Raw genomic sequence first — 14,673 nt, forward strand, 5'->3', positions numbered from 1 at the left:
CCCGGCCCCGGACGCCCCGGCGGCCCCTGCGGCCCCGGCCCCAGAGGTCGCGGCGGTCCGGCCCCGGTCGCCCACCGGTCCGGCGCCGGGGGCCTGCCCCGCCGCGGAGCCGCCCAACGCCACGTACGGGTGCGGGCGCAGCAGCTCCTCGTGCAGCGCCCGCAGGCCCGGGCCCGGGTCCGCGCCCAGGCGGTCGGCGAGGGTGCGGCGGACCTCCTCGTACGCGGCGAGAGCCTGCGCGGTGCGCCCCGCGTCCCGCAGTGCCCTGAGCCGCAGCTCCTGGAGCCGCTCGTCGAGCGGATGCGCCGCGCACAGCTCCGCCAGCTCCGCGAGGGCCTCCTCCGCCCGGCCGCCGAGGGCGAGCAGCGCGGTCAGCCGGGTGCGCCGGGCGTCGAGTCGCCGCGTCTCCCAGCGGGCGGCCTCGACGAGCCGCCTCGGCAGATCCGCCAGCGCCGGGCCGCGCCACAGCGCGAGCGCTTCGTCGAGCAGCGCCGTCGCCTTGGCGGCGTCGCCGTCGGCCAGCGCCCGCGCCCCCTCGCCCGCGAGCCGGTCGAACCGGTGCAGGTCCACCGCGTCGCGCTCCGCGCACAGCCGGTAGCCGCCCCCCTCGGCGGAGGCCACCGCGGCCCTTCCCAGGGCCCTGCGCAACCGACCCACGAGCGCCTGCACCGCGCCCACCGCGTCCGCGGGCGGTTCCCCGTCCCAGACCTCGTCGACCAGGGCGCCCACCGGGACCGCCCGCCCCGGCCGCAGTGCCAGCGCGGTCAGCAGCGCACGCAGCCGCGGTCCGCCGAGAGCCACGGGCGTGCCGTCGTCGTGGAGTGCCCGAGTCGGGCCGAGTACGCGATAGTGCACCCGGCCATTGTGTCCGCCGACCGTCCTGGAGCGCGCGCGAGTATCGGCCCGCACCCCTGCGCGCGCCGCCCCCGAGCCGCACGGGCCGGGAACCCCGCACCCGGCCCGGGGCGTTTCACCGCGTGCCGGTACGGTCTACCGCGCATGACCGCCGTACCGCGCCGCCGTACGCGCAGCCGCATGTCCGACCTCCGGGAGCCGAAGCCCATGAGCACCGCCGCGACCCGCCGCAGCGAGTGGAAGATCAGCCCGGTCTTCCTCGGGATCGTCGCCGTGATGGCGGTGACGGGCTGGGCGGTGTGGACGGACTTCGCCGCGAGCGCCGGGCTCGCGGTGTTCCTGTTCGTGACATCAGCCTGGATCGTCTCACTCTGTCTGCACGAGTACGCGCACGCGCGCACCGCGCACCACAGCGGCGACATCACGGTGGGCGCGAAGGGCTATCTGACCCTCGATCCGCTGAAGTACACGCATCCGCTGCTGAGCATCGTGCTCCCCGTGGTTTTTGTGATCATGGGAGGCATCGGTCTGCCGGGCGGTGCGGTCTTCATCGAACGCGGCCGTGTCCGGGGCCGCTGGAAGCACAGTCTGATCTCGGCCGCGGGGCCTCTGACGAACGTGCTGTTCGCGATCGTGTGCACCGCGCCGTTCTGGCTGGACGCCCTGGACGGGGTGCCGGGCGTCTTCCGTTTCGCGCTGGCGTTCCTGGCGCTGCTTCAGGTCACGGCCGCGATCCTGAACTTCCTGCCGGTGCCGGGCCTGGACGGCTACGGAGTGCTGGAGCCCTGGCTCTCGTACAAGGTCCGCCGGCAGGTGGAGCCCTTCGCGCCGTTCGGACTGATCTTCGTTTTCGTGCTGCTGTTCTTCGTCCCGGAGGTCTACAACGCGTTCTTCGACGCGGTGTACGCGCTGCTCGACGCCCTGGGCATCAGCCAGAACGACGCCTACTGCGGGTACCAGTACTTCCGCTTCTGGGAGGACGCGAACCCGCTGTGCGAGCAGCTGGTCGGCTGACGGCAGGACGACGGCGGGACGACGCCGGCTGACGGCGGCTGACGGCGGGGCGGCGGCGGGGCGGGCTTCAGCTCCTGGCGGTCCCCGTGACCTTGGCGCGGCGCAGGTAGTACCACGCCATGTTGGAGGAGACGCCGACCAGCAGCACCCAGACGATCCCCAGCCAGCTGCCCTGCACAAAGGACACGACGGCCGCCGCCAGGGCGAGGGCGCAGACGACGAGGGCGTAGAGGGCGAGACGGGGCATGGGAGTCGGCTCCTGTCCGGTGGCGGTCCGGCCGCGGGTCGGCCGCGGCGCGGCGATACGTACCGGAACAGTGTCCCCCATGCCCCTGCACGGGCCGCGCTCCGGTCACACGTCGGTGACCCGCAGCCCCGCGTGCGCCTTGTAGCGGCGGTTCACCGAGATCAGATTGGCGACCAGCGACTCCACCTGGTGGGCATTGCGCAGTCTGCCCGCGAAGACCCCGCGCATGCCGGGGATGCGGGCGGCCAGCGCCTGCACGACGTCGGTGTCCGCGCGGCTCTCGCCCAGCACCATCACATCGGTGTCGATCTCGTCCAGCGAGGTGTCCTGGAGCAGCACGGCGGACAGATGGTGGAAGGCGGCGGTCACCCGCGAGTCGGGCAGCAGGGCCGCGGCCTGCTCGGCGGCGCTGCCCTCCTCGGGCTTGACGGCGTACGCGCCCTTCTTGTCGAAGCCGAGCGGATTGACGCAGTCCACGACCAGCTTGCCGGCCAGCTCCGTGCGCAGCGCCTCAAGCGTCCTGGCATGTCCGTCCCAAGGCACGGCCACGATCACCACATCGCTGCGGCGCGCGCACTCGGCGTTGTCGAGGCCCTCCACGCCGAGGCCGATCCCGGCGGCGGCGGCCTCGGCGCGTTCCGCCGCGCGCGAGCCGATGATCACCTTCTGTCCGGCCAGGGCGAGACGGTAAGCGAGCCCTCGGCCCTGGTCGCCGGTGCCGCCGAGGACGCCGACGACGAGGCCGGATACGTCGGGCAGGTCCCAGGGGTCCTTGGCGGGGGGCTTGGGCGCGGCGCCGGAGTCGGCGGAGCCGGTGTCGTGTGAAGTCATGGTCCCGACATTACTGGCAGGTTCTTGTAGCCCGTACGGGTGAGGTGGGTGGCAACCCGCGGGCGGGCGGACCGCCCGGACTCCAGGGTGCCGCCCATGGATGCGGTGCGCGTCGCGCTGTTGCGCGAAGTCCTGAGCGGTACGGAGTGGCCCGAGGCGACCCGTCGGTTCGCTCAGGCGCTGCGGGCCTCGGTCGCGCCGGGCCGCGGCGGCGGGCTGCTGCTCGTCGGCACGGAGCAGTACGAGCCCTGGCATCTGGCGGCGCATCTGATGGACGAGGCCGCCTGGTCGGGGCTGCCGGAGCTGACGCCGACGCTGGTGCGGCACCGCGTGCGGACCGGGGACCCGGCGCAGCTGGCCGTGGGCCTGGGCCGGCTGGAGGCGGCCGGACGGGGGGAGACGCTGCTGCTGGTGGCTCCGGCCTCGCCGGGCGCGGGTCTGCTGCAACGTGTCCACGACGCACGGCGGGCGGGAGCGACGGTGCTCACCCTGGACGGCGGCGATCCGGAAGTCCAGGGGCTGGCCCATGAGTCGCTGACGGCGAATCAGTCCACGGCGGTGGACCTGGACACGGTGCAGCATCTGGTCAGCGCGGCGGCGGGGGAGAACAACATGCCCGCGCCGCGGGGGCGGCGGCCCTTCAAGGAACGGCTGGCACGGCTCGCGGACCGGCTGACCTCACCGCCGCCGACGGGTTGGTGACGCTCCGGCGACCGACTCGGCCGCCCGGGGAAACCGGATTGCCCGGCGGGTGGACATTCCCCGGGGCGTCCCCGGCAGGCGAATCCCTGCCGCACGGCCGTAGGCGAACCCCATGAATCCCGGACGAGCGTCACGCCCGCGGCCTTTCTCCCCACCCCATCAGGTAACCGGGGACATACGGGCGGTCCCATACGATCGGCCCACCATGTCCCGACGCGCCATGTCCCGATGCGCCCTGTCCCAACGAGCCCTGTCCCCACGTGCCGCACGGCCCGTCGCGCTGCTGATCGCGCTGGGGGCCGTCGCCTATACCGCCTGGGTCCTCGAGGTCGTCGTGGCCACCGGGCTCAACCCCGTACAGACGTACGTCAGTGAGCTCGCCGCCGCCGACCAGCCGCTCGGCGGGCTCTTCCGGGCCACCGACCTGGCCGCCGGGCTGCTCGTCCTCGCCGGGGCGCTGCCGGCCCTGTGGAGCGGCGAGCGTTCCCGGCGCACCGTGTGGGAGGTCGTCGGCTGGTCGGGGCTCGCGCTCTTCGGGGCCGCGACGGCCGTGGACTCCCGGCTGCCGTTGAGCTGCACGCCCACCGCCGACCCGGTGTGCGCGGCCCGGGAGACCGCGGGACTCGTCCCCGCCACGCACACCGCGCACGCCGTCAGCTCCGCGCTCGCGATGACCGGGGCGCTCGTCGGCGTCGTCGCGCTCACCGTCGCCGCGCGCCGCTGCGCCCGGCCGTCGCCGCTGGCCCGAGTCGGCCCCGCGCTCGTCGCCCTCGAACTGGCCGCCACCGTCTGGACGCTGGCCGCGGTCGCCGCCTTCGAAGCGGGCCGCGGGACCTGGGCCCTGGGCGCGGGCCAGCGGCTCCAGGTGCTCCTCGTGGCGGGCTGGCTCGGCGTGCTCGCCCTGACCGTCGTACGCGAACGGGCTGTACGCGAACGGACCGCCGTACGCGAACGGGCTGCTGTACGCGAGCAGACCGCCGTACACGAGCGGAAGGCCCCTGTGCACGAGCGGAAGGACAGCCGCGGATGACCGTCGCCGACGCCTTCGTACGGGTGGGAGGAGTGCCGCACCATGTGGTCGTCGAGGGCGGCGGGCCGGTGTGCGTGCTGAGCGCCGGTCTCGGCATGGCCTGGTTCGACTGGGACCCCGTCGTCCCCCTCCTGACCCCGCACCGCACCGTCGTCCGCTTCGACCGCCCCGGCCACGGGCTCAGCGGCCCCGCCGCCGTGCCGCCCTCCGCCGCCGGGGAGGCCTGCCGGATCGCCGCCCTGCTCGACGCGGTCGGCCTCCGCGAGCCCGCCGTGGTCGCCGGGCACTCGATCGCCGGGTTCCACGCGGAGGCGTTCGCACGGCTGCACCCGGACCGCACCGCGGGACTCGTCCTCGTCGACTCCTCGGTCGAGGAGACCGCCCGTACGCCCGCCGCCCCCGCCGTGCGCACAGTCCTCGCCCGCGGGATCGGGGCCGCCCTCACCGCTGTCGGAGCCCCCGCCGCCCTCGGCCCGGCCGCCCGGCGCGCCGCGGTGCGCCTGTCCCGTACGGGGGGCGGCGACCCCGCCCCGTACCCCCTCGTCCGCCGCTGCTACGGCGCCTCGCGGGTGACCCGCGGCATCCTGCTGGAGAACGCGCACTACCGCGCCGTCGCCGCCGAGCTCCTCGCGCTGCGCGAGGACCGTCCGCTGCCGCGCGGCCTGCCGGTCGCGGTCCTCGCGGCGGGCGCGGACGCCCGCTGGACCGGGCGGCAGCGCGCACTGGCCCGGCTGCTCGGCGCGGCCCGCTTTGAACCGGTCGAGCAGTCGGGCCATCTGATGACGCTGGACTGCCCGCGGACCGTGGCGCGGGCGATCCTGGAAACGGGCGGCCCTTGAAACGGGGGGCCGTGAAACGGGGGGCCTTGAGCGGGCCGCGTCCGCTCAGCTGAGGGCGTAGACCCGCTCCATCCAGTGGGCGAGCTGCTCATCGCTCAGATGTTTGGCGAGATCGGCCTCACTGATCATCCCCACCAGCCGCTTGTTGTCGATCACCGGCAGGCGGCGGATCTGGTGGTTCTCCATCTCGTTGAGCACGGCCTCCACATCCGAGTCCGCCTCGATCCAGCGCGGCGTCCCCTGTGCCATCTCCTCCGCGGTGACCTTCGAGGGGTCACGGCCCATGGCCACACAGCCGACCACGATGTCGCGGTCGGTGAGAATGCCGCAGAGCCTTTCGTTCGCGTCGGCGATGGGGAGCGCCCCCACACCGTGCTCGCGCATCAGCTGCGCAGCCCGGTCGAGCGTCTCGTGTGCGGGGATCCACCGAGCCCCGGTGTGCATGATGTCTCGTGCGGTCGTCATGGTAGATACCTCCTGTCACCATCGTCATTGCGCCGTTCGCAGGACGCGACCGCAGACGACTGAACGGGGAGTGCGGGGCAACCCCGCACCACCTGGCACCGCACGGGGTACCCCCGCAGCCGGGACCGACACCCTTCCCCGGACGCTTTGGCGGGCAAGGGCAAGGGCAAGGGCAAGGGCAAGGGCGGGGGCAAGGCGGGGGCGGGGGCAAGGCGGGGCACGGCTTGCCTCACCGGCGGGCGGCGCGTCGGGGCGCGCCGCCCGCCGGCTTCAGGGGGCGGCGACCTCCGCCCCGCGCTTGCGCAGCAGGTCCGTCATCAGCTCGACCTCCGAGCGCTGCGCGTCGACCATGCCCTGGGCCAGCTTCCGCTGGGGCTCCACGGCGCACTGCCCGACGCACGCCTCGGCCATCGCGACCCCGCCCTTGTGGTGGGCGATCATGAGCCGAAGGAAGCGGATCTCGGCGTCCCGCCCCGAGGCGGCGCGCAGCTCTTCCAGCTGCTTCTTGGTGGCCATGCCCGGCATCAGCGGGCCGTCCCCGGCCGGGTGGCCGCTCTGGCCGCCGCTCCGGCCGCCGCTCCGGTCGTCCTGGCCACCGTGGCCGTCGGCGTCTGCCATCCAGGCCATGGGCTCGCTGCCCGTCTCCATCGCGGGCAGCCCCCACAGATCCAGCCAGCCCAGCATCATGCCGCGCTGATTGGCCTGAGTGTTGGCGATGTCGTATGCGAGCCTGCGCACATCCTCGTCGTCCGTGCGGTCCCGGACGATGAAGGACATCTCCACCGCCTGCTGGTGATGGACCGACATATCGCGGGCGAACCCCGCGTCCGGCGAGTCCGTCGACGGCGCGGGGGGTGCGCCGGCGTCGCCCCGGCCCACGGCGGAGGAGACGACCGCCGCCCCTGCGAACAGCAGAGCCAGGACGACCGCGGCGATCGCCGCCCGGTGAGTTCGCGTCAGTCCGCTTCCGGAGCCGCTCACCCGCGGTCCACCCCGCCCGTGCAGACCGCGCCGCGCTCCGGGGTCTGCGGGCCCTGGACGTACTTGGTGAAGAACCGGTCCACGCGCGGGTCGTCCGCCCCGTCAACGGTGAGCTGCTTGCCCCAGGCGCTCAGCGTGATCGCCCCGGTCTGGTCCGGAACGGGGCTCATCAGGGAGTACGGGGTCTTCTTCACCTTCGCGGCCAGCGTGGCCACATCGGCGTCGGACGCCTTGCCGCCGTACGTCACCCAGACCGCGCCGTGCTCCAGTGAGTGCACGGCGTTCTCCGCGGGGACCGGCTCCCGGTAGACGTCCCCGTCGCAGTTCATCCACACCGGGCTGTGGTCGCCGCCGACCGGCGGCTTCATCGGGTAGTCGACGGGGGTCTCGACATGGTTGCGGTCCAGCGTCTGCGCGTCCCAGGACTTCTCGTCCGCGATCGGGGCCTTGGCCTGCGCCTCGCGCCGCTCCTTCTTCTCCGCCTCCTGGCTCAGGGCGAAGACGCCGAAGCCGACCAGGCCGGCGACGACGACGCCGCTGACGGCGAGGGTGAGGATGCGGCTGCGCCGCTCACGTGCCTGCTCGGCGCGGCGCATCTGCTCTACCCGGGCACGGCGGTCACTGCTGCGGGAGTTCATGGTGTGAAAGGTCCTTCGTGAGTGTGTGCTGGTCTGACGGAGCCGTTTCTTCCGGTTCCGTCTAGGTCCGCAGCACTTGAAGGACATGCAGGTCGGGGGCGCGGGGCCGGGCCTCGCCGCGGGGCGGCCGCCCGTGGTCCTTCGCCGGCGGGGCGGCGCGCACGGATGAGGCGTCCGCGTCGACCGGGGCGTCCGTCGGGGGCCCGGTGAGCACGGCGGCGGACGCCACCGGCGTCAGCGCGCAGCGGCCCTCGTCGTACGGGCAGGTGTACGCGCTCCGTGTGGGGTTCAGCGGCCTCTGCGCGCCTTCGGCGGCGAAGCCGAAGGCACCGGCGGAGTTGCCGGCGAATATGCCGACGGATGTGCGGGCGGGGGCGGCGGCGGAGGCGTGGTGCGGGTCGGCCGCCGGGCCGAGGCAGAGGAAGAGCGCGCCGAGGAGCGTCGCCACGGCGGTCGTCAGGGCCGTGGGACGTGCGGTGTACGCGAGGCGGCCGGGCCGCGGGGCGCCCATGGCCGCCGATGGTAGTGCGCGGGACGTGCCCCGCCGCTCGCGGGGTTCGGCTCCGCCGGGGCGTCCGGGGGCGGGGGCGGACTCCCGGTCGCCGTTGCCCGCGGCTGCGGGTGTGGGTGCGGCTGTGGCTGTGTGGGTGTAGGCCTGGCTGCGGCTGCGGCTGCGGCTGCGGCTTCGGGTTCGGGTTCGGGTTCGGGTTCGGGTACGGGGCGGGCCGTGCTGGCGCGGGCCGTGCGGGAAGGCTCCCGACGCGCGGTGCGGCGGGAGCCTTCGGTGCGGCGGGCGAGGCGTCAGACGCGTTCCGGCGTGCGCTCGCTCCGCTGCGGCGCGCTCTGCTCCGCTTCCTGAGCGGGACGGCGGAACAGCCGGCCCGGCCACCAGAACCAGCGGCCCAGATCGAGGGCCAGGGCCGGCACCAGGACCGTGCGGACCAGGAAGGTGTCCAGCAGCACACCGAGGCCTACGATCACACCCATCTCGGCCATCGTCACCAGCGGCAGCCCGGCGAAGACCGCGAAGGTGGCGGCGAGCACGACGCCCGCGCTGGTGATGACCCCGCCGGTGGACGTCAGGCCCGCCAGCACCCCGCGGGCGCAGCCCAGCCGCGCCGACTCCTCCTTGACGCGGTGCATCAGGAAGATGTTGTAGTCGATGCCGAGGGCGACCAGGAAGACGAAGCCCATCAGCGGGATCGACCAGTCGACTCCGGCATAGCCGAGGACGTTCTCGAAGAGCAGGTTCGAGGCGCCGAGGGCGGCGAAGTACGACAGCACGACGGTGGCGAGCAGCAGCACGGGGGCGATCAGCGCCCGCAGCAGCCAGATCAGCACCAGCAGGACGACTGCGAGCACGGCCGGGATGACGACCCGCAGATCGCGGTCGGCGGCCCGCTGGGTGTCCAGGGTCTGCGCGGCGGTGCCGCCGACGAGGGCGTCCGCCCCGTCGACCGCGCTCACGGCCGTGCGCAGCGCGTCCACGGCGTCCTTGGCGGCCTGGCTGTCGGGGGCGGCCTTGAGCACCACGGAGAGCGTGGCGCGGTCGCCGTCGGGGGTGCGGTCGCCGTCCTCGACGCGGGCGACGCCGGGGACCTCGCCAGCCGCGGCCTTCACCTCGGCGGCCCGGGCCGCGTCGGTCACCACGGTCGCCGGGTCGGAGGCTCCGGACGGGTAGTGGGCCGAGATCCGCTCCTGGGCGACGACCGACTCGGGCTTGGTCTGGAACATCTCGGACTGCCGCAGCCCCATGTCGATGCCCACGGCGCTCAGGGCCAGCACCCCGGTGACGGCGACGGACATCATCCAGGACCAGCGCGGACGGCGGGCGACGGCGTGGCCGATGCGGGACCAGACGGTCCGGCCCTTGCGCACCGGTGTGCCGTACGCGGGCACGAACGGCCAGAAGACCCAGCGGCCCGTGATGACCAGCAGGGCGGGCAGCACGGTGACCATGGCGAGGAAACCGCAGACCACGCCGACCGCGCCGACCAGGCCCATGGAGCGGGAGGAGTTGACGTCGGCGAGGGAGAGGCAGGCCAGGCCGACGGCGATGGTTCCGGCGGAGGCGAGGATCGCCGGCCCCGAGCGGCGCAGCGCCAGTTTCATGGCGGTGTGCCGGTCCTCGTGGAGGTGCAGTTCCTCGCGGTAGCGGGCGATGAGCAGCAGGGCGTAGTCGGTGCCCACGCCGAAGACGAGGACCATCAGGATGCCCGCGCTCTGCGGGTCGACGGGCAGGCCCGCGTACTTCGCCAGCAGATAGGCGCTCACCTGGGTGAGGACGGCGGCAAAGCCGACGGACAGCAGCGGCAGCAGCCACAGCACCGGGCTGCGGTAGGTGACCAGCAGCAGGAAGGCGACCACCAGGCCGGTGGCGATCATCAGGGTGGCGTCGAGGGTGTCGAACACGGCGACCTGGTCGACCAGCGAGCCTGCCGGTCCGCCGACTTCGACGTCCAGCCCGGGTGGCGCGTTGGCGCCCGCGATCTGCCGGATCTCCTCGACCTTGCCGGTCAGGCCGTCCTCGGTGGAGTTCAGCGGCACCGCGGTCATCAGCGCCCTGCCGTCCTCGGACGGGACGGGGGGAGCGATCTGCTCGCCCTGGGCCGCGTACGGCTCAAAGGCGGTCCGATCGGCCTCGGCCTTGGCCGCGGCGGCCGCGTCGATCGCCTCGGGGGAGCTGTAGACGATCACGACCGGCATCAGGGTGTCGTCGCGGAACCGCTCCAGCTCGGTGTTGACCTGTGCGGACTCCGCCCCGCGCGGCAGGAAGGCGTTGGGCCCGGTCTCCTCGACCTCGCCCAGCTTCCCGGCGAGGGGGCCGAGGGCCGCGACGACGATCAGCCAGCCGACAAGCACCAGCCATTTTGCGCGACTGCCGCCCGGTGCACCGGCCAGACGCTTGAGCAGCGCTTTCATGAGTACTCTCCTTGTGTGGAGTGAAGGGCGCACACGGGGTCCCCACGCCCTCGGGGCGTAGCGGGCCCGCACCGCGGCGTGAAGGGTGTGACGACCTGCCGCGGCGCATGAGCGCCTGTGCCTGTGATGTGTACGGGCTCCATGGGTACGGCCGGGAGTTGCCGCTCCTGGCCGTACCGGAACCGGAACCGGACCCGGAATCGGGCCGCGGCCTACTCGATATCGCGCATCATCTTCTCCATCGAGGTCAGCGAGGAGCGGGTCTGCGTCAGCTCGTCGAGGGTGCGGCGGTGCAACTCGGTGTTGTCCTCCAGCAGACGGGCGTACCGCTCGGCGAGCCGCCGGTACTCGTCCTCACGGGCGGCCAGCATCCGGGCCCGCCAGGTCGCCGCGACCTGCCAGACGATCACGATCAGGAGAAGGAAGACCCCGCCGGCTCCGACCGCCGCCACCGTGTCCGCGTTCATGTTGCCGTCTCCTTCTGATCCTTCTGATCCTTCTGGGTGTCTTTCCGGTCCTCGGCGCGGTCCCCGGCGCGGTCGTCAGTGAGCGTCCGCGCCGCCCCGCCGACGCTCTCCGGAGTGAGCGACACGCAGAACGGCGTGAGCGCGAAGTACTTCATCGCCTTGCCGCCCTCGGACAGCTCCAGCTCTCCCTTGACCAGGCCCGCGGCCTCCAGGCGCTGCAGATGCATATGGAGCAGCGGGCGGCCGATGCCGAGGTCGCGGGCGAGAGCGCTGACGTAGTTGCGTCCCCCGAGCAGCGCCGCGACGATGCGCATGCGGTGGGGGTTGCCGAGGGCCGTGAGGACCTTCAGCAGCGCGTCGCCGGAGAGCACGTCGCCGGACGGGCCGGAGGCCGGTCTCTGGCTCATCGCGGCCTCCCTCTCCGATATCTGTCAGTCCAGGCTGACGCACCCCGAGGGGGGGTGTCAAAGAGAACTGACACATGTCCGGGTGCAATAAGGGGGCCTCAGGGTCGTATCGGGGTTCGCCCTGACTCACAATGGCCTCAGCCGCGGCGCGCAACGCGCCTGAAACGCATGGGTGCGATGCTCGACAGCGCCAGGCGGCCTGACCGGCAAGGATGGGTGGAAATGGATAAGCAGCAGGAATTCGTGCTCCGTACGCTCGAGGAGCGCGACATCCGCTTTGTGCGCCTGTGGTTCACCGACGTGCTCGGCTTTCTGAAGTCGGTCGCCGTCGCCCCCGCCGAGCTTGAACAGGCCTTCGACGAGGGCATCGGATTCGACGGCTCGGCGATCGAGGGGTTCGCCCGCGTATACGAGTCCGACATGATCGCCAAACCTGATCCCGGCACGTTCCAGATCCTGCCCTGGCGTGCCGAGGCCCCCGGCACCGCCCGGATGTTCTGCGACATCCTGATGCCCGACGGATCTCCGTCCTTCGCGGACCCGCGCTATGTGCTGAAGCGCATCCTGGCCAAGACCTCCGACCTCGGGTTCACCTTCTACACCCATCCCGAGATCGAGTTCTTCCTGCTCAAGGACAAGCCCGTGGACGGCAGCCGGCCGGTGCCCGCGGACAGCTCCGGCTACTTCGACCACACCCCGCAGAACGTCGGCATGGACTTCCGGCGGCAGGCCATCACCATGCTGGAGTCGATGGGCATCTCGGTGGAGTTCAGCCACCACGAGGGCGCGCCCGGCCAGCAGGAGATCGACCTGCGGTACGCCGACGCGCTGTCCACCGCCGACAACATCATGACCTTCCGCCTGGTGATGAAGCAGGTGGCTCTGGAGCAGGGCGTCCACGCCACCTTCATGCCGAAGCCGTTCAGCGAGTACCCGGGCTCCGGCATGCACACCCACCTCTCCCTCTTCGAGGGAGACCGGAACGCCTTCTACGAGTCCGGCGCCGAGTACCAGCTCTCCAAGGTCGGCCGCTCCTTCATCGCCGGCCTGCTCCGGCACGCCGCCGAGATCTCGGCGGTCACCAACCAGTGGGTCAACTCCTACAAGCGCATCTGGGGCGGCTCGGCCCGCAGCGCCGGAGCGGGCGGCGAGGCCCCCTCGTACATCTGCTGGGGCCACAACAACCGCTCCGCCCTGATCCGCGTCCCGATGTACAAACCGGGCAAGACGGGCTCCGCCCGGGTGGAGGTCCGCTCCATCGACTCCGGCGCGAACCCCTACCTCACCTACGCGGTGCTGCTGGCGGCGGGCCTGAAGGGCATCGAGGAGAGCTATGAGCTCCCCGCCGGCGCGGACGACGACGTCTGGGCCCTCTCCGACGCCGAGCGCCGCGCCATGGGCATCGAGCCGCTGCCGCAGAACCTCGGCGAGGCGATCTCGCTGATGGAGCGCAGCGAGCTGGTGGCCGAGACCCTCGGTGAGCATGTGTTCGACTTCTTCCTGCGCAACAAGAAGCAGGAGTGGGAGGAGTACCGCTCCGAGGTCACCGCCTTCGAGCTGAAGAAGAACCTGCCGGTGCTGTAAGCGCAGGTCAGCGCAGGTCCCGCCGTTCCACGGCGTCCCGGGGTGGCGGTCAACGACTGCCACCCCGGAGCCGTATCACCCGCCCTGGGCCGTCTGTGGGCCGTCCGGTGCGGGAACGGCGCTCTCGTACATGCCGTCCACGGCCCTCCGCGCACGTCCGTCGCTGCTCGGCATCAGGTGCGTGTACACGCGGAGCGTGAAGCCCGGATCGCTGTGTCCGAGGTAGGCACTGAGCGCCTTCACGTTCTCCCCGGCGTCCAACAGGACCGACGCGTAGAAGTGCCGGAGCGCGTGCATCCCATGCTCACGGGCGGCCTGGTGCCGCTGTCCGGGCGAAGGCTCGGGAATCACGCCGGCGGCCACGAGGGCGGGTTTCCACACCCGCGTATTGAAGTCGGTGCGGCGTACCGCTCCGCCGCCGTCGACGCGGGTGAAGAGAAGCCGTTTCGCCACCGGCGGCCCGTCCGGACGCAGCCACGGCAGCGTGACAGCCACGGGGCGGAACTTCTCCCTGTGCTCCTTGATCGCGTGCGCCACACGGTCGGGCAGCGGCACATCCCGCACCTTGTTGCGCTTCGGCGGTCCGAAGACGAGATGGCCGTTCGCGACCTTCACCTGACAGCCGACGTGGAGCCATCCGCTGTCAAAGCCCACCGCGTCTTCCGCAAGGCCGAAGATCTCGCCCTGCCGCAGCCCGCAGCCGCCGCCGAGGTCCACCGCGGCCTTGTACTGCTCGGGCAGCGCCGCCCGAACGGCGAAGACCCGTTCGCGAGACCACGGTATGACCCGTGGAGTCGCACGCTCGGGCGGCCGGACGGACCGGGCGTGACACGGATTTTTGGACAAGTGCCCATCGTCAACGGCCGCGTTGAGCACCGTCGAGACGCTGTTGTAGATGACGCGCCGGTACGAGGACGCGGGTACGGCGCGCTCCAACTCGCTGAGCCAGTCCCGAATGTGCTGCGGCTGGAAGGAGCCAAGAGGCCGTGAACCGAGGTACGGAATCGCGTGGCTCCGGATCTGCACGACGACGGACGAACGCGTCGTCACGTCCGTTGTCTGTGTCTCCAGCCACTTCTCGGCGTACTGGCGGAAGGTGACGCGGCCTGCCGAGGGGTCGATGTACTGGCCGCGCGACATGTCGGCTTCGACGGCAGTGAGCCACTGTTCGGCGAGTCGCTTCTGACGGTCGGGGAAGGACTTGGACTTCTCGGTGCCGTCGGGGCCGATGTAGCGAGCCCGGTACCGCATACCGGTGCCGTGGCGGTCGGTCTTGGCCCTGCGGGGCTTGCCGTCGGTGCCGTTCTCGGTCTTGAACCAGCGGTCTTGGATGTGGCCGGCCATGGAGGGGCGGTCCCTTCTCGGGCATGGGAAGGGCGGGCCACAGAGTGGCCCGCCCATGTGGTGTCGGTGGTGTCAGACGGCGTCGGCGGCCATGCGCTCGCAGGCCCAGCGGTGGACCGCAGCAGGGTCATAGCGAATGTGCTTGCCGACGCGGAAGCCGGGCGGACCGGTCCGCTTCTTGCGCCACTGGTAGACGGTCTCTTTGGGTACCTCGAACAGCTCGGCGATGTCGTCGGGGGTGAGGTACCGGTCCGGGAGGTCACCCCGGAGCGTCGTGAGGGCGGAGTTCTGAGGAGGGGCGGTAGCGCGCAAAGCGTCCTCCACGTGTTGGAGTGACATTGCTCTGA

At 72.3% G+C, this 14,673-nt stretch carries 17 protein-coding genes; 5 read left to right on the forward strand and 12 right to left on the reverse strand.

The annotated features are described in order from the left end of the window. On the reverse strand, nt 1-855 hold an 855-nt coding region (locus QCN29_RS07610), incomplete at its 3' end, for an AfsR/SARP family transcriptional regulator (RefSeq protein ID WP_279926964.1). Between the two features lie 207 nt (nt 856-1,062). Between QCN29_RS07610 and QCN29_RS07615 the strand changes: the two genes are divergently transcribed. After that, nucleotides 1,063-1,869 (forward strand): site-2 protease family protein, encoded by an 807-nt coding sequence (locus QCN29_RS07615; RefSeq protein WP_279927103.1) that lies wholly within the window; start codon nt 1,063-1,065, stop codon nt 1,867-1,869. 67 nt (nt 1,870-1,936) lie between these two features. Here the strand turns inward: QCN29_RS07615 and QCN29_RS07620 are convergent, their stop codons facing one another. Continuing rightward, nucleotides 1,937-2,197 carry a hypothetical protein gene (locus tag QCN29_RS07620; RefSeq protein WP_398859143.1) on the reverse strand — a complete coding sequence of 87 codons (261 nt, stop codon included), beginning with the start codon at nt 2,195-2,197 and terminating at the stop codon, nt 1,937-1,939. Nucleotides 2,198-2,221: 24 nt separating this feature from the next. After that, nucleotides 2,222-2,947 carry an NADPH-dependent F420 reductase gene (npdG, locus tag QCN29_RS07625; RefSeq protein WP_279926966.1) on the reverse strand — a complete coding sequence of 242 codons (726 nt, stop codon included), beginning with the start codon at nt 2,945-2,947 and terminating at the stop codon, nt 2,222-2,224. A 96-nt stretch (nt 2,948-3,043) separates the two neighbouring features. Between npdG and QCN29_RS07630 the strand changes: the two genes are divergently transcribed. From QCN29_RS07630 to QCN29_RS07640, 3 genes are all read left to right on the forward strand, one after another. Continuing rightward, complete coding sequence (locus tag QCN29_RS07630) at nt 3,044-3,649, forward strand: hypothetical protein (protein ID WP_279926967.1); 606 nt, start codon at nt 3,044-3,046, stop codon at nt 3,647-3,649. Nucleotides 3,650-3,869: 220 nt separating this feature from the next. Next, entirely contained in the window at nt 3,870-4,679 is an 810-nt protein-coding gene (locus QCN29_RS07635; protein WP_279927104.1) for a DUF998 domain-containing protein, read from the forward strand. Further along, on the forward strand, nt 4,676-5,518 hold the full coding sequence (locus QCN29_RS07640; RefSeq protein WP_279926968.1) for an alpha/beta fold hydrolase: 843 nt from the start codon (nt 4,676-4,678) through the stop codon (nt 5,516-5,518). Before QCN29_RS07635 ends, QCN29_RS07640 begins: the two co-directional genes overlap by 4 nt. A gap of 45 nt (nt 5,519-5,563) precedes the next feature. On the opposite strand, the gene QCN29_RS07645 is transcribed toward QCN29_RS07640, so the two are convergent. The 7 genes from QCN29_RS07645 to QCN29_RS07675 all read right to left on the reverse strand — a co-directional run bounded on the left by QCN29_RS07645 (nt 5,564) and on the right by QCN29_RS07675 (nt 11,398). Then, complete coding sequence (locus QCN29_RS07645) at nt 5,564-5,983, reverse strand: CBS domain-containing protein (protein WP_279926969.1); 420 nt, start codon at nt 5,981-5,983, stop codon at nt 5,564-5,566. Between the two features lie 270 nt (nt 5,984-6,253). Continuing rightward, a complete protein-coding gene (locus QCN29_RS07650; protein WP_279926970.1) occupies nt 6,254-6,964 on the reverse strand; it encodes a DUF305 domain-containing protein in 711 nt (236 codons plus the stop codon). Then, nucleotides 6,961-7,602: a DUF3105 domain-containing protein gene (locus tag QCN29_RS07655; RefSeq protein ID WP_279926971.1), complete on the reverse strand. Its 642-nt coding sequence runs from the start codon at nt 7,600-7,602 to the stop codon at nt 6,961-6,963. Before QCN29_RS07655 ends, QCN29_RS07650 begins: the two co-directional genes overlap by 4 nt. Nucleotides 7,603-7,663: 61 nt before the next feature. Next, nucleotides 7,664-8,113: a hypothetical protein gene (locus QCN29_RS07660; protein WP_279926972.1), complete on the reverse strand. Its 450-nt coding sequence runs from the start codon at nt 8,111-8,113 to the stop codon at nt 7,664-7,666. A gap of 290 nt (nt 8,114-8,403) precedes the next feature. Further along, nucleotides 8,404-10,524, reverse strand: a complete 2,121-nt coding sequence (locus QCN29_RS07665) for an MMPL family transporter (protein WP_279926973.1) — start codon at nt 10,522-10,524, stop codon at nt 8,404-8,406. A 212-nt stretch (nt 10,525-10,736) separates the two neighbouring features. Next, nucleotides 10,737-10,991, reverse strand: coding sequence for a hypothetical protein (locus QCN29_RS07670; protein WP_279926974.1), 255 nt, complete (start codon nt 10,989-10,991; stop codon nt 10,737-10,739). Further along, a complete protein-coding gene (locus QCN29_RS07675; RefSeq protein WP_279926975.1) occupies nt 10,988-11,398 on the reverse strand; it encodes an ArsR/SmtB family transcription factor in 411 nt (136 codons plus the stop codon). The genes QCN29_RS07670 and QCN29_RS07675 overlap by 4 nt, the downstream gene beginning before the upstream one ends. A gap of 222 nt (nt 11,399-11,620) precedes the next feature. Between QCN29_RS07675 and QCN29_RS07680 the strand changes: the two genes are divergently transcribed. Continuing rightward, the gene (locus QCN29_RS07680; RefSeq protein WP_279926976.1) at nt 11,621-12,982 is read left to right on the forward strand and encodes a glutamine synthetase family protein; all 1,362 of its coding nucleotides are present in this window, start codon (nt 11,621-11,623) and stop codon (nt 12,980-12,982) included. A gap of 75 nt (nt 12,983-13,057) precedes the next feature. Here the strand turns inward: QCN29_RS07680 and QCN29_RS07685 are convergent, their stop codons facing one another. Both QCN29_RS07685 and QCN29_RS07690 read right to left on the reverse strand, forming a co-directional pair. Continuing rightward, nucleotides 13,058-14,326: a tyrosine-type recombinase/integrase gene (locus QCN29_RS07685; protein WP_279926977.1), complete on the reverse strand. Its 1,269-nt coding sequence runs from the start codon at nt 14,324-14,326 to the stop codon at nt 13,058-13,060. A gap of 72 nt (nt 14,327-14,398) precedes the next feature. After that, the gene (locus QCN29_RS07690) at nt 14,399-14,665 is read right to left on the reverse strand and encodes a helix-turn-helix domain-containing protein (RefSeq protein ID WP_398859144.1); all 267 of its coding nucleotides are present in this window, start codon (nt 14,663-14,665) and stop codon (nt 14,399-14,401) included. Between the last annotated feature and the right edge of the window lie 8 nt (nt 14,666-14,673).

This window comes from Streptomyces chengmaiensis, from assembly GCF_029846775.1.
Lineage (GTDB): Bacteria > Actinomycetota > Actinomycetes > Streptomycetales > Streptomycetaceae > Streptomyces > Streptomyces chengmaiensis.

What these genes read in the sequence shown, in the direction of transcription:
- QCN29_RS07660 (WP_279926972.1), bottom strand. Translation starts at nt 8,113, where the DNA reads ATGGGCGCCCCGCGGCCCGGCCGCCTCGCGTACACCGCACGTCCCACG.
- QCN29_RS07645 (WP_279926969.1), bottom strand. Translation starts at nt 5,983, where the DNA reads ATGACGACCGCACGAGACATCATGCACACCGGGGCTCGGTGGATCCCC.
- QCN29_RS07690 (WP_398859144.1), bottom strand. Translation starts at nt 14,665, where the DNA reads ATGTCACTCCAACACGTGGAGGACGCTTTGCGCGCTACCGCCCCTCCT.
- QCN29_RS07685 (WP_279926977.1), bottom strand. Translation starts at nt 14,326, where the DNA reads ATGGCCGGCCACATCCAAGACCGCTGGTTCAAGACCGAGAACGGCACC.
- QCN29_RS07655 (WP_279926971.1), bottom strand. Translation starts at nt 7,602, where the DNA reads ATGAACTCCCGCAGCAGTGACCGCCGTGCCCGGGTAGAGCAGATGCGC.
- QCN29_RS07670 (WP_279926974.1), bottom strand. Translation starts at nt 10,991, where the DNA reads ATGAACGCGGACACGGTGGCGGCGGTCGGAGCCGGCGGGGTCTTCCTT.
- QCN29_RS07680 (WP_279926976.1), top strand. Translation starts at nt 11,621, where the DNA reads ATGGATAAGCAGCAGGAATTCGTGCTCCGTACGCTCGAGGAGCGCGAC.
- QCN29_RS07665 (WP_279926973.1), bottom strand. Translation starts at nt 10,524, where the DNA reads ATGAAAGCGCTGCTCAAGCGTCTGGCCGGTGCACCGGGCGGCAGTCGC.
- npdG (WP_279926966.1), bottom strand. Translation starts at nt 2,947, where the DNA reads ATGACTTCACACGACACCGGCTCCGCCGACTCCGGCGCCGCGCCCAAG.
- QCN29_RS07635 (WP_279927104.1), top strand. Translation starts at nt 3,870, where the DNA reads ATGTCCCGATGCGCCCTGTCCCAACGAGCCCTGTCCCCACGTGCCGCA.
- QCN29_RS07640 (WP_279926968.1), top strand. Translation starts at nt 4,676, where the DNA reads ATGACCGTCGCCGACGCCTTCGTACGGGTGGGAGGAGTGCCGCACCAT.
- QCN29_RS07620 (WP_398859143.1), bottom strand. Translation starts at nt 2,197, where the DNA reads ATGGGGGACACTGTTCCGGTACGTATCGCCGCGCCGCGGCCGACCCGC.
- QCN29_RS07615 (WP_279927103.1), top strand. Translation starts at nt 1,063, where the DNA reads ATGAGCACCGCCGCGACCCGCCGCAGCGAGTGGAAGATCAGCCCGGTC.
- QCN29_RS07675 (WP_279926975.1), bottom strand. Translation starts at nt 11,398, where the DNA reads ATGAGCCAGAGACCGGCCTCCGGCCCGTCCGGCGACGTGCTCTCCGGC.
- QCN29_RS07630 (WP_279926967.1), top strand. Translation starts at nt 3,044, where the DNA reads ATGGATGCGGTGCGCGTCGCGCTGTTGCGCGAAGTCCTGAGCGGTACG.